The sequence below is a fragment of the Mycetocola sp. TRD_SC_2 genome (assembly GCF_055361225.1).
In genome coordinates, this window is record NZ_CM143954.1 from 2,226,987 (window position 1) to 2,240,040 (window position 13,054).

12 protein-coding genes and 1 tRNA gene are annotated in these 13,054 nt (G+C 65.3%); 5 read left to right on the forward strand and 8 right to left on the reverse strand.

Annotated features, from left to right (window positions below; translation table 11 throughout):
* The first annotated feature begins 3 nt into the window (after positions 1-3).
* Entirely contained in the window at positions 4-408 is a 405-nt protein-coding gene (mscL, locus tag ACWA1Q_RS10670; RefSeq protein ID WP_463757259.1) for a large conductance mechanosensitive channel protein MscL, read from the forward strand.
* A gap of 60 nt (positions 409-468) precedes the next feature.
* Here mscL and ACWA1Q_RS10675 read toward each other — a convergent pair whose 3' ends face one another.
* The gene (locus ACWA1Q_RS10675) at positions 469-693 is read right to left on the reverse strand and encodes a hypothetical protein (protein WP_463757261.1); all 225 of its coding nucleotides are present in this window, start codon (positions 691-693) and stop codon (positions 469-471) included.
* Positions 694-720: 27 nt separating this feature from the next.
* Positions 721-4,449, reverse strand: coding sequence for an AAA family ATPase (locus ACWA1Q_RS10680; protein WP_463757263.1), 3,729 nt, complete (start codon positions 4,447-4,449; stop codon positions 721-723).
* Between the two features lie 457 nt (positions 4,450-4,906).
* Here ACWA1Q_RS10680 and ACWA1Q_RS10685 point away from each other — a divergent pair, with 457 nt between their 5' ends.
* Positions 4,907-5,179 (forward strand): hypothetical protein, encoded by a 273-nt coding sequence (locus tag ACWA1Q_RS10685; RefSeq protein ID WP_463757264.1) that lies wholly within the window; start codon positions 4,907-4,909, stop codon positions 5,177-5,179.
* A gap of 118 nt (positions 5,180-5,297) precedes the next feature.
* On the opposite strand, the gene ACWA1Q_RS10690 is transcribed toward ACWA1Q_RS10685, so the two are convergent.
* The 4 genes from ACWA1Q_RS10690 to ACWA1Q_RS10705 form a co-directional block, all read right to left on the reverse strand.
* Positions 5,298-5,372 (reverse strand) — tRNA-Arg (locus tag ACWA1Q_RS10690).
* A 69-nt stretch (positions 5,373-5,441) separates the two neighbouring features.
* Complete coding sequence (locus tag ACWA1Q_RS10695) at positions 5,442-5,945, reverse strand: HNH endonuclease (protein ID WP_463757266.1); 504 nt, start codon at positions 5,943-5,945, stop codon at positions 5,442-5,444.
* 338 nt (positions 5,946-6,283) lie between these two features.
* Positions 6,284-7,126, reverse strand: a complete 843-nt coding sequence (locus tag ACWA1Q_RS10700) for a C40 family peptidase (protein WP_463757267.1) — start codon at positions 7,124-7,126, stop codon at positions 6,284-6,286.
* Positions 7,127-7,404: 278 nt separating this feature from the next.
* Positions 7,405-8,100, reverse strand: coding sequence for a metal-dependent transcriptional regulator (locus tag ACWA1Q_RS10705; RefSeq protein ID WP_463757269.1), 696 nt, complete (start codon positions 8,098-8,100; stop codon positions 7,405-7,407).
* Positions 8,101-8,227: 127 nt separating this feature from the next.
* On the opposite strand from ACWA1Q_RS10705, the gene serC reads away from it, so the two are divergent.
* Positions 8,228-9,340 carry a phosphoserine transaminase gene (gene serC / locus ACWA1Q_RS10710; protein ID WP_463757271.1) on the forward strand — a complete coding sequence of 371 codons (1,113 nt, stop codon included), beginning with the start codon at positions 8,228-8,230 and terminating at the stop codon, positions 9,338-9,340.
* A 63-nt stretch (positions 9,341-9,403) separates the two neighbouring features.
* Here the strand turns inward: serC and ACWA1Q_RS10715 are convergent, their stop codons facing one another.
* Complete coding sequence (locus ACWA1Q_RS10715; RefSeq protein ID WP_463757273.1) at positions 9,404-10,234, reverse strand: DUF3027 domain-containing protein; 831 nt, start codon at positions 10,232-10,234, stop codon at positions 9,404-9,406.
* Between the two features lie 47 nt (positions 10,235-10,281).
* Complete coding sequence (locus tag ACWA1Q_RS10720; protein ID WP_121672606.1) at positions 10,282-10,665, reverse strand: cold-shock protein; 384 nt, start codon at positions 10,663-10,665, stop codon at positions 10,282-10,284.
* A 180-nt stretch (positions 10,666-10,845) separates the two neighbouring features.
* Between ACWA1Q_RS10720 and ACWA1Q_RS10725 the strand changes: the two genes are divergently transcribed.
* Both ACWA1Q_RS10725 and ACWA1Q_RS10730 read left to right on the forward strand, forming a co-directional pair.
* On the forward strand, positions 10,846-11,124 hold the full coding sequence (locus ACWA1Q_RS10725; RefSeq protein WP_463757275.1) for a multidrug ABC transporter ATPase: 279 nt from the start codon (positions 10,846-10,848) through the stop codon (positions 11,122-11,124).
* Between the two features lie 17 nt (positions 11,125-11,141).
* A complete protein-coding gene (locus ACWA1Q_RS10730; RefSeq protein ID WP_463757276.1) occupies positions 11,142-13,019 on the forward strand; it encodes a helicase-associated domain-containing protein in 1,878 nt (625 codons plus the stop codon).
* Positions 13,020-13,054: the final 35 nt, after the last annotated feature.

A 13,054-nucleotide genomic window follows, 5' to 3' on the forward strand; every position in this document is an offset into this window, starting at 1 on the left:
AGCATGCTCAAGGGCTTCAGGGACTTCATCGTCCGCGGCAACGTCATCGACCTCGCCGTCGCCTTCGTCGTTGGTGTGGCCTTCACGGCGGTTGTCACGTCCATCGTCGAGAACATCTTCAACCCGCTGATTGCGGCTCTGTTCAAGGCGGACAGCCTCGACAACTCGCTCATTCTCACCATCGGTGATGCTGAGTTGAAGTTCGGGGCGGTCATCGGCGCGGTCATCACGTTCATCATCGTCGCCGCCGTCGTCTACTTCATCTTCGTTCTCCCCATCAACAAGATGAAGGAGCACGCCGAATCCCGCCGCAAGGCCGGAGTCGTCGAAGAGGATGCGCCCGCGACCGAGATCGACGTGCTCACCGAGATCCGCGACCTGCTCGCCAAGAACAATATGCGCCCGTAACCCGGCGAACGCGAACCGCGGGTGGCTTCGGCCGCCCGCGGTTCGTTCGTTAACGCGAAGTCAGCCCCAGTGCGGCGGGACGTCCTGCTTCAACTGGTCGTCGTTGCTGTCGGAGGGTCGCGTGCTCCAGGACGTGTCGGTGTCTTCGGCCGCCCGGACGGCATCCTTCGTCGATTGGGGGGTCAGGTCGGTACCCGGTGCTCCCGGCCGAACCACGCGCCGCGACCCGCGAAGGCGCGTCACCGGAATACCGGTCGCCTCAGCGGAGGGGGTGACGTCAGACATGGTCCCAGTTTAAGCGGCGCCAGCGGGTCAGGCGTCGTCGGACGCGGCATCCTTGTGCGATACAGGTGCGCCAAGCATGGAAACGATCTTCGCTGCAACACCGTCCGGGTCGCTGAACAGATCGAAGCTGTGCACTCGGAGGTAATGCCAGCCCAGCCTGCGCAGAACATCAGGGCGCAGTCGCAGCGATTCGCGCAGTGAGTCCGAACCGACCTCGGGATCGGATTCCACGGCGATTGCCTTACCGTCGTATGACGCGACGAGCGCGAGCTTGCCGCGGTAACCGACTTCGACGGACAGTCCGGTGCGGTACAGCCGCTCGGCGAGGTCGAGCAGCATCGGCTCAGCGCCATCCGTCGCCGGCGGCGTCGGCTCGTGCTGTACCGGCTGCCGGAGAATCTCGGTGAGCGCAGCGATACCGTGCTGCATGCGGTCGACGTCGATGTCTTCGGGCCGGATGCACGACACGATGACCATGGACCTGCGGGCGCGGGTCATGCCGACAGCGAGGAGGCGATCTCCCCCCGGCTCGCCGAGTGAACCGAAGTTCGACAGCACTCGACCGTGCGGTGTGACGCCGTAGCCGAGCGAGAAGATGACCCGGTCACGGCTCTCAGCGACCGACTGTTCGAGAGTGAGCACCGTGAAGGGCTCGGCGCGCTCCTTGAGAATGAAGTCAGACAGGTCAGACCGGGTCGCGAACGCCGAGATGACCGACTGGTGCACGCGTGTGGCGTGCTTTTCACTCGCCGTGATCACCATGAGTGACTCGCGCGGCCGGTTGATGGCGTGTTCGAGAACGAGGTTCACGACGCGGGCAACCTCGGCATCGACACTCTCGACTCCCCCGGTCTCCGGGTCGGGCATCCCGTGCCCGTTGGGGACGTAGTCGAGGGTGAGGCTGCCGTGCCCGAGGAATGATCCCGCCCACGGAAGCGATTCGATCTCGCCGCCGTAGAACCGGTGGTTCACGAGCTCGGCGAGGTCTTCGCCGCCGGCCCGGTAACTGCGGGTCAGCGTGAGCGTCGGAAGGAGGTTCGAGAGGTGAGCCAGCGCGGAATCGGCGTGGCGCGCGTCGACGTCGTCGGCGGCATGCGGTTCGGGGGCGTTTCCGATCGCGATCTCGAACGGTGTCGGGCTCTGCGTGACGGGGTCACCCACTGCGACGATCTGCCGGGCGCGGCGGATCGCCGTGGCATTCTCGGCGAGCGTTGTCGCCCCGGCGTCGACGAGGAAAACGGCGTCGAAGCGCACGCCCTCGGGAAGCACGGGAACCTCATACGGTGACGCGAGCCAGACTGGCGAGAGCACTCGCGACAGGTGAGGCGCCGTCGCTTCGAGCTTCGCCGGAGTCGCGCCCTCCCCGCGGAGGAGCTTCTTGAGTGCTGTCGCCTCATCGGGGAAGTCGACGAGACCGATCTTCCAGGTGTCGGCCAGCATGGCGCCGAGAAGGGCGCCGGATGCTGACGCGTGCGCCTCGTCGACCAGCCGGAAGTCTGCCTCCAGGCGATCGATGACGCTCGTGTTGGCACCGAGCAGTGCCCGGTCGGTTGCGAGCATGTGCTCGAGCACCGACTGCCACCACGCGAGTTCGAGTTCAGCGGCGACCTGGTCCTCGGGCACGTGCCGGACGGACAGGTCGGTGATCAGCGGGGCAAGACCCTTTTCACGCAGTTCAGCGATGAGAGTGGTGCGTTCCTGCAGGTTCTCCATCACCTGGGAGTCAGCGGCCAGGCCAGAGAGCAACCGGACGAGTTCCTTCACCGGGAGCGAGATCAGCGCGGCTGATTTGTCGCGCCCCAGCGGAACATCGAGCTTGCCGAGATCCTCGACAACACGCTGGTAGGCGACCTGGACGTCGGCGATACCGAGTGGCACCTCAGGGGTGACACCGGCGGCGACGTAACGCTGCCAGAGGGTCCGCTGCTGCTGGATGCGACGGAGTGCGGCATTCATGTCCGCAACGTGAACGCCGGGGCGCACGTACTCACGGGCGAGTTTCTTCAGGCGGCGACGGTTCGCACCCGACATGGCCGGGGCATCCCGCCGGTTGCTCGTCGCGGCGATGAGCTCGCCGAGGGAACGGTCGAAAACGCTCGGCTGGAACTTGTCGAGGGTCTCGCGTACGTCGAGGAGGAGCCTCAGATAGACGCCGAGTTCTTCGACGGACTCGAATGCCCGCATGCGGGTCTGCCCGATGAGCTCGTAGCCGCGCTCGAGGAGCCGCGGCAATTCGGTGCGGTGAAGCTTCTTGGCCAGGTCGTGGGTTGCCTTCGCCTGTTTGGTGCTGGCGAAATGCGCGCCGTACCAGGGAGAATCGTCTGGCCCGTACTGGAATTCGCCGAGAGAAGCCGCCGTCGCGAGTTTGCGGGCGACGATCTGACGGTTGCCTGCGAGCTTCTCGAGGCTGCCGAGGTCAAGCCGGGCCGACGTCGTCGGCGGGACCTGGAGGTTTCCGATCCGGGTGAGCGCTTCGAGAGCATCGATCACGCTCACGCCAAGACCGCTGTCGATCCGGCGGAGGGAACCCCGGTAGTCGAGGAGCACCTTGCGCAGTCGAACCAGGGCGTCATCGACCTCGGCGACCTTGGGGGCAACCGCCTTCTCGTTGCGCGAGATCGCCTGAATCAGGTCACGCCGGATGGTCGCCGGACTCACGGTGAAGCCAGGGAGTCCGACCTTGCTGAAGCGGTGACGGATGCCGTCGAGGCTGGAACGCCGAGCACTGACCACGAGGACGCGCTTGTGCTGGGAGATGAGGGCGCCGATGGCGTTGACGACGGTCTGGGTGCCGCCGGTCCCCGGGAGGGTGGTGACGACGATGGAATGGCCGGCCGAGATCTGCGCGATCACGTTCTCTTGCTCGGTGTCTGCGTCGAGGAGAAGGGTGTCAGTTGTCGGGGGGCGCTCGTCCTGGCCGATGGCATCCACCGGGCTGAACATTCCCTCAACCAGTCGTCGCGCGCCAGGGTTTCCCGCGAGCGCGTCGAGGACGGGGTGCTCGAGGTCGCGGGCGTCGCGCACGAGGGCGTTGCCGACATCTGCGAAGGACGAGACAACGAGTCGGGGCTGAACGCTGAACCATTCGAGGTGCTGGGTCAGGCCGCGGAGACGGTCGATGACCGGTTGCGGCTTGAACACACCGTTCGTGACAGCGAGTGCCTCGAAAGCGTCTGCGTCGAGGGTGATCTTGTACTGCTCGTGGAGCGCGCGGGCAAGTTCCGGGTTGAGGAAGGGAGCGCCCTTGAGCTTGAGTTCGAAGTCGCGGCCGTACCGGCGGATCGCGACGGGGCGGAGCAGAACGGGGGCCGAGAAGTCCTCCCCATTGTTGCGCCACTGCGCGAGGCCGATCGCGAGGTGGACCGACTCGATACCGCGGACGGTGCGAAGCTCGACGCCCTTGACTGTGATCTGGTCGGCGGCCGCCTTGGCGCTCCGCAGGGCAAGCTCATCACGGATCAGGTTCGACAGCAACGTCGAGTGCCCGGTGATGAATTGCGGCAGCCCTCCCGGGTGGGTCGAGCTCAGCTCAATGCGCGTGCGGGGCTCGTCGACGAAGTGGAGCAGGGGCGAGCGCCCTCCCACTGCTGCGAGCTGGCTGCGCCAGCGCTGCCGTTCGGTTTCTGCCACGTTGCCCACCGCAAAGTTCGGATCGCCGGCGCTCAGGTCAGTCGGGCTGGTGACCGAGAGCGCAAGCGAAGTATTGGCGTCGATATCAAAATCGCGCTCATCTGGTTTCTTGTCTAGCCGCCACACAACCCACACACTAAGCGGTGAGAGGGGCAAACACCGGTAGCACCACCGGGTTTTCGCTGAGTTGCCTGCAATTCGGCGGTATTCGTCGCTCCAAAAAAGTTGTTGCGCTCCGAACCTGCCTTCCAGTACTGTCGTGCCTGCGCCACAATGACGAAAGGAGTCAGCGTAATGATTATCGCCAATGCAATCGCATTTCACACCGCCGGCTTCGTCGGCGTCTTCACCGCCTGATCGGCCAGTAGGAAACCCCACCGGCCCAGACGGTGGTGACGCTTCCGAAGCTCGACCAGAAGGACCAGCAGGCATGTTCATGCTTTGCCTTCAGGTCACCTCACCCCGTTATGACGCGGTTTGACGCGTCATTCCCCGGTCGCATTTCTTGCGGCCACCGTTCTCTTCGGCGACCCGAACGCGCTCTCTGGCGCGCCCGGATCCGCCTGTATCAAGGAAAACCATCATGAAAACGCAACTGGCGACCACACCGCGTCGCTCTGACCACCCGCCCCAACCCACCCTGCAGCTCGAGCAGCGGCCCGTGCGACGCGTCGGCCTCGTGGACCGGGCAGCCCTCTACCTCGGAGTCGCTCTCATCACGTGGGGACGCCGACCGGTCCGGCCGAGCCGCCGCCGATCGCCGTCGGCGAGCGAGCGTCACGAGGCAAACGTTCGGCGAGAACAGCTCCGCAGCTCATATGAATTGTGGGGTGCCAGCCTCACCCGCCTCCGATGAGGTCGGGCGATGAGAAGGAGGGGGAATCGAGTTGCCCCAAAAGGTCGTTTCCATCGACTTTGGAGAACCTTTTGGGGCAAATCGATGCCGAAGACCGTCGGCTTGTGGGCCGAACCTGTGGTGCCCCTGGAGGGATTCGAACCCCCAACCAACTCCTTAGGACGGAGGTGCTCTTCCGTTGAGCTACAGAGGCTGACTCTCAGAGTTTAGCGGAGCCGGACCGACGCGCCGCACGGCACCCGACCGGCTCCGCCTCACATACCTAGGCTGCGGCAGCGGGCGTGAGGTATTGATCCCACGACTCCGTTGCTCGTTCGGCGCCGCGGACCGCCCAGGTCGGTCCGTACGGCATCCGCGGTTTCGTCCGCAGCGACCAGCCCATCTCGGCCGGCGTCCTGTCACTTTTCGCGTTGTTGCACCGAAGACAGCAGGCGACGAGGTTTTCCCAGGTGTCGGCTCCCCCTCGCGAGCGCGGAAGGATGTGGTCGATCGTCGACGCGGAGTTGCCGCAGTAGCCGCACCGATTGGCATCCCGGCGGAGAACCCCACGCCTGGTCACTGGCACCCGTCGGGAGTTCGGGATCTTCACATACCGCGTCAGAACGATAACGGAAGGCCGGTCATGCGCTCCATCGGTCGCCCACACCGGGTGGCCGGTGTCGATCTCGACGATCGATGCCTTCTGATTCATGACGAGCACCAGAGCCCGTCGAAACGAAACGATGGCAAGGGGTTCGTACCCGGCGTTCAACACCAGTGTGCGCATGTCGGTTCCTCTCAAATCGCCGTGACGGCTTCACGGTCATTCGGTGTTCTCCGACCTGAGGAGAAGTGAGGATCCGGGCAAACAAAAAGGCGCTGTCTTTACAGACAGCGCCTATTCACAACCGATATAAGGGTGTGACATGTGTGGCCGGCAGGCCCGTGACCGAGACAACCGCATGCATCCGTGGTGTGGATACCGGGTATTCGATCCATGAGCTTCCCGCACTTTCCAAAGGTCAGGGCTTTAATGTAACCCACAATCGGCGTGCCTTCTCCCGAAGGCACGCCGATTCTCAGGTGGTGCGGGTGCTGTTCACCAAGTGGACAGCAGCCGGTCGATCAGATTCCGATCCGGACGACCCACCAGTTGTCTGCGTAGATCGGGCCGATGCGCAGCGGTGTTCCCGGACGTGATGCATGCAGGATCATGTTGTTGCCGGCGTAGAAGCCGATGTGCCCGGCGCTGACGACGAGGTCACCGGGAACCGCGTCTGCCACGGAGATCCGGGTACCCATATTGCCCTGGGCCGTTGAGGAGTGCGGCATGCTGATACCGAACTGGGCGTAGACGTACTTCACGAAACCGGAGCAGTCGAAGCCGGCCGGGGTTGCGCCGCCATAGACGTACGGAACGCCCTGATACTGCAGCGCGACGGCGAACACCTGGTCGAGGCTGAAGCTGGGGTAGGACGGGGCGGCGAGGTGGTCTTCAGCGGAGGGACCGGCAAAGGTCTGCTGGGTGCTGACGAAGGTGGCGCGTCGAGCCTCGGCCTCTGCTGCTGCCCGCGCGGTTGCGAGCTCAGCCTCCGTCGTTGCGGAGTAACCGTCGCGGGCGACGGCGTTGGCCGTGACACCTGCGTCGACCGAGAGCGACTGTGCGCCGGACTCCTTCTGCGACTGAAGCGTCGAGCTGCCGGCCGTGTCGTCGGCGGTCGGAGTGAAGGCATACGCCGGCAGTGCGACAGTGGCGAACAGCCCGGGAACGACGAGCGCCATGATGGCCGTCGATCGCCAGGTCTTCCACGTGCCGGGCTTCCCGGCGGCGCGGGGCCTTGCGCGGGAGGTTGCGGCAGCCCCGGCGACCGCGCGGCGCGAATAGGCGACGTCCTGGTTCGTGCCGGTGCCGGAGCCCATGGGCTGCAACGAGTCCCCGACAGAATCAGGATGAGAGCGTGTGGCCAAGGTCAAAACCTCCGGCGCCTCGCACAGCGTTTAGGGCAGTTGCTGTCTCGTTCGCAGTGAATATCGGGTCTCACAACACAGGGGAACGAGCGAGAGAGGCGCCCTGTGCCGGGTCCTGCGGTCGGTTTCTGACCTTCGGACCTCCCCGACGTTACGGGACCGTTACCAATTTGTCACCTTCATTTACAGGTTTTTAACAAATTCATAACGACCGGTCGCCACGGATGCTACCCGCCAACGAGCTCGGGTCCATCGGACGGCCAGCAGGATCCGCGGAGTTACGCGTCCTGAACGAAGATGTGTCCGGCGACCTCATTGGGCAACTCGAGCCCATCTCCGCAGCCTTCAACCCGCACCAGAACGTAAGACCCCACGGCGGAGAAGACGCCGACGTTTCCTGGCATCACACCGGCTTGCTTGAGCTGCAGGAGGAGTTCGGGGTCGACCTGCGCAGGTTCACCGAGGCGCCGAATGGTTGCCGTGACGGGGGTGGTGTTGCTGCGGACCAGTTCAACGATGTTCGTCACGCCGTGCGAGAACGTCGCTGCGGGGGTATCGCCCAGCTCGTCGAGCCCGGGAATGGGGTTACCGTATGGCGACTCTGTGGGGTGGTCGAGCATGGCGAGCAGCTTGCGCTCCACCTGTTCGCTCATGACGTGCTCCCAGCGACAGGCTTCCTCGTGCACGAACTCCCATTCGAGTCCGATGACATCGCTCAGCAGCCGCTCCGCGAGCCGGTGCTTGCGCATGACATGCACAGCCTTGCGACGGCCGGTGACCGTGAGTTCCAGGTGGCGATCGCCTGACACGACGACAAGACCGTCGCGTTCCATCCGACCGACCGTCTGCGACACCGTGGGACCGGAGTGACCGAGTCGTTCCGAGATCCGCGCGCGCAGTGGCACGATGTTCTCTTCCTCCAGCTCGAGGATGGTACGGAGGTACATCTCGGTGGTGTCAATCAGGTCAGTCATTGACGTCTCCCAGGGTTCAGCGCAGTTCCGACCAGCCTAGCGGTCCGGCGCGACAGCTCGGTGCCGCGCCAGCCTCGCGCATCGACCGGAGCGAGAGGCTGCGCGCGCAGGCTTCTAGAATCGGAGAATGCCTGAGATTTCCCTCCCCCAAGAACTCCTGCCCGCCGACGGCCGCTTCGGATGCGGACCCTCCAAAGTGCGCGCAGAGCAGGTGGATGCTGTCACGCGCGCTGGAGCATCCCTTCTCGGCACGTCGCACCGCCAGGCCCCAGTGAAGAACCTGGTCGGCAGCGTTCGCGCCGGACTCGACTCTCTCTTCTCCCTTCCCGACGGTTACGAGGTCATCCTCGGCAACGGAGGATCGACCGCGTTCTGGGACGCAGCCGCATTCGGGCTGATCGAGAAGCGCAGCGAGAACCTGACGTTCGGTGAGTTCGGCCAGAAATTCGCAAAAGCGGCGGCGGCCCCGTGGCTCGACGCACCCCTCGTGCTTGACGCTCCTGGTGGATCGCGCAGCGAAGTGGAGGTCACCGCAGGCATCGACGTCTACGCCTGGCCGCACAACGAAACATCGACCGGAGTCATGGCGCCCGTCCGCAGGGTCGCCGGTGACGATGGCGCACTGACCGTGATCGATGCGACCAGTGCCGCGGGTGGCGTCTCGATCGACGCATCCGAAACGGATGTCTACTACTTCGCACCGCAGAAGAACTTCGCGTCGGACGGCGGCCTGTGGTTCGCGTTGTTCTCCCCCGCCGCGATCGAGCGCGTGGAGCGAGTCGCGGCATCCGGTCGCTACATCCCCGAGTTCCTCAGCCTGAAGAACGCCGTCGACAATTCGCGCCTCAACCAGACCCTCAACACCCCTGCGGTGTCGACGCTCGTGATGCTCGACAGCCAGATCGAGTGGATGAACGCCAGCGGCGGCCTCGACTGGGCGTCTGCACGCACTCTCGAGTCGTCGTCGCACCTCTACGACTGGGCCGAGAAGACGTCGTACACGACGCCGTTCGTTGCGAACCCGGAGCACCGGTCACAGGTCGTCGTCACCATCGATTTCGATGACGCCATCGACGCCTCCGCCATCGCAAAGGTGCTCCGCGCCAATGGAATCGTCGACACCGAGCCGTACCGCAAGCTCGGACGTAACCAGTTGCGGGTCGCGACGTTCACGGCCATCGAGCCAGACGAGGTACGGCAGCTGACGCGCTGCATCGAGTTCGTCGTCGACGCCCTCTAGAACCGCACGAGAACGGCCCCCTCCGAGGAGGGGGCCTTTCTCGTACTATCCGCGAATGAACGCTCAGTAGCTGCGCTCGGGTCCGTCTTGGTCGGCGGAGTCGTCATCATCCGAGTCGTCGTTATCCGACTCGTCGTCATCGGACTCATCGTCGTCGGAGTCGTCGGCTACCGACTCGTCGTCATCAGATTCGTCGACCTCGTCGACGTCGACACCGTCGACGTCACCGGCATGAAGGATGCTGAATTCTTCCTCGTCGTCATCGTCCTCGTCTTCGTCGAGCACGGCGGCTGCCTCGGCTAGAGCGCGTGCCTCGCTCTCCTGGCCGGCCTGATAGTCGGCGAGACGCTCAGACCACGGCACCCACTCGGGAGCGAGCAGCGCGTTGTCGCCCGGCATCATCTCGGTTTCGAGCACCGTGACAGGGCCGTCGTCGGTTCGAGCGAGGGTAACCGTCCAGTGCCAGCCCGGGTAGCCCCTGAGCTTGCTGTCGAAGTAGAGCGAAAGCACGTGGTCGTCTTCGGCCGCATGACCGACGGGCTCACCGATGGTGTCCGCCGGCGTGACCTCGAGCAAGGCTGCGCGCGCAATGTCGACAGAGGCGAGCAGGATCTCGTCGGTCACCGGAGCCGGGCGGTCGGCCGGCTCGTCGGCAACAGCCTGTTCGGTTTTCGCGTCCGCGACGTTGTCCGCGGTCGGTGTGTCTCCGGGCTCAGGGGCGGATGCTTCCGCCTCGGTTTCGTTCGCATCCCGGGCCGCGTCGATCATTGCGTCCTCGGCGGCGGAAGCCTCCGGTGCAGAGGTCTCGGGTGCGCGTTCGGTTTCCGGCGCGTGAGCGTCGGCGACCATTGCCTCGACCGTCGGTTCGGTGGTGGAGTTCTCGGCGGTTGTCATCGGAGTGCTCCTCTGGAAAAGACGGCGGGCCCAGCCTGGCGCGGCGATCACGCGTCCAGTTCGTCGGCCACGCGTCGCAGCAACAGTGCAACCTTGCGGCTGTGGGCGTTATCGGGGTAGCGACCCCTGCGGAGGTCTCCGCCAAGGCCGTCGAGCAGCTTCACCAGATCCTCGACAATGATCGCCATGTCGTCAGCGGGCTTGCGCTTCATCTTGACGAGGCTCGGCGGAGCGTCGAGGACCCGGACAGAAAGCGCCTGGACGCCGCGCTTTCCGTCGGCGATGCCGAACTCAAGCCGGGTGCCAGCCTTGACCGAGGTCACTCCCGCGGGCAGAGCCGAGGCGTGAAGAAAGACTTCCTGGCCATCGTCGCTCGAGATAAAGCCGAAGCCCTTCTCGTCGTCGTAGAACTTAACCTTGCCGGTGGGCATGGACGAACCTCGCTGTGAACTGGACACGCCGGCTCTGGGCCAGCGTGCGGTGCTGTCGTTGCGGCAAAGGCCGCCAACGAGCGGGAGGGTACCCGCTCTTCCAGCTTAGAGCGTCGGTGACAAGCCCGGCACCTTTCAACGCGTTCGGTCCCGGAGCGCTGTGGCGATACCCTGAGAACTGTGACCGATCCTTCTCCGCACAACGCCAGCCGCCTCGAGCGGATCCTCGCGTTCATGTTGCTCGCTCTGGTCCTGCTCTCCGTCGGCACATTCGTGGCGATCATGGTCGGCACCGCGCAGGGCATGGGATCCGAGGACTTCGCGACCGGCATCTGGCCCGTCGTCGTGATGGTGCCATACATCGGCCTTCCGCTGGCGATCGTGCTCCTCATCACCCTGATGATCTCCAGCGCCGTCCGGCGCGCTCGGGAAACCCGCCGAGACCAGCCGGAGCGCTGACCGGGGAGCCGGCTGCCATGACCGATATCCTCACCCTCGCAGGTAACCTCCGGGCGCTCTCCGACACCGCGCTCGAGGAGCTCCTGACGGAGCGCGGAATCACGCCAGCCGCCCGGGCGCAGGATTTCTTCGATCTGGCCGAGCTGCTCCTCGACCCGGCAAACATCCGGAATGCACTCCAGCGACTCGACCGCCACATCCTCAGCGTCATCGCTGCCGCGACACCGGAAGCACTGCCCGCCGCGGGGATCGCCGAACGCCTGGCCACATTCGGATCGCAGGACACCGACGTCGACGACGTTGCCAGCCGTGCATCCTCCGCCGCCGACAAGGGACTTCTCACCCGGGCAGACAACGGGTTCAGCTCGATCGACGCCGTGGAATCGGTTCTGGCCGCGTGGCCGACGTCAGGCTCCCCGATCGCGGTGCACCTGGCATCTGACCCCGCCCCTCTGCTCCCCCCGGCACCGTCCGAGGCATCCGCTGCTCTCACCGATCTCAGCGCGGCAGAACAGGCTTTCGCCACCACCTCGGCGAGCGCCGAACTACTGAGCGAACTCCTCGCCAGCCCCGCGCGCGAGCTCGGCAAGGGTGGGCCGGCGCAGCCTGAGCGCAAACGGCTCTCACTGGCGATGCATGTGCCCGGCTCGACCATCGACGCGTACCTCGACCTCACCGTTCGCGCGGGACTCGTCAGCCACGAACCGGGCCTCTGGCTCACCTCCCCTGAGGGTGAGGACTGGCTGGTTCTGACCGCGGGCGACCGCTGGCGGGTGCTCGCTGCCGCGTGGCTCGACGCACTGCCGCGACAGGTTCGCTCTGTCCTCGTCGCTCGGACCCGCTGCACGTGGGGCAGTGCACTCCAGAACTATGCCCGGTGGCTGTACCCGGCAGGCGGCGAGTGGATCTCCAACCAGGTGACGCGTGTCACAGACCAGGCTGCGATGCTCGGGATCACAAGCGGATCCTCCCCCGAGACCCAGGTGCCCAGTACCGCCGGACGAATTCTTCTCGAGACGGATGCCGCGGCCGCTGCAACGGCGATGTCCTCCCACTTCCCCACCCACGTCCGGCAGGTCTACCTGCAGCATGACCTCACGATCATTGCGCCCGGTCCGCTCGAACCCGAGCTGGACCTGCGCCTGCGGAGCTTCGCTGACCTCGAGGGTCGGGCGCAGGCTTTCAGTTACCGGCTGTCGCCCGAGAGCGTCAACCGCGCGCTCTCCGGCGGCGAGACGGCCAGAGGAATGCTGGAGTTCCTCGCGGGAATTTCGCTGACCGGCATCCCGCAACCCGTCGACTACCTGATCTCACAGGCGGCGGCACGGTTTGGTGCTATTCGCGTTGGAGCATTGCCCGAGTCCGATCACGACGCCTCCCCTCACGCGAGAAGTTACGTCCGGTCCGATGATGATGCCCTCCTCAGATTGCTCCAGGTCGACCAGGCCCTCGCGTCTGTCGGGTTGCGCCCTGATGGGCACAACCGCTTGCTCAGCCGGTTCGAGTTCGAGGTCGTCTTCTGGGCGATCAGCGATGCGCGCTACCCCGTCGCCGCCGAAACCGCCGATGGGACACCCATCAGCCTGCGCCGGCGTCGCGTTTCTCCGCCCGTCGAACCCCCGCCCGTTCCCGATCACGGCACGTTGATCAGCAGGCTCCGGGAGGTCGAGGCAGACGTGTCAGGCGACACCGATCTCGCCTGGATCGCCCGCCAGCTCGACGCGGCCATCCGCGCAAAACAAACGGTCACCGTCACCGTCGACGTTCCGCGGTCAGGCCCGGTCGACTTCGTGCTCGAACCGACGGGCGTCGCCGGCGGCAGACTCCGCGGGCGGGACAAGAAGGCAGACATCGAACGCACCCTGCCCCTCTCCAGCATCCTCGCCCTGAAGTAGGCAAGGGCCCGTCGTATTCAGGCGAAGAGACTAGG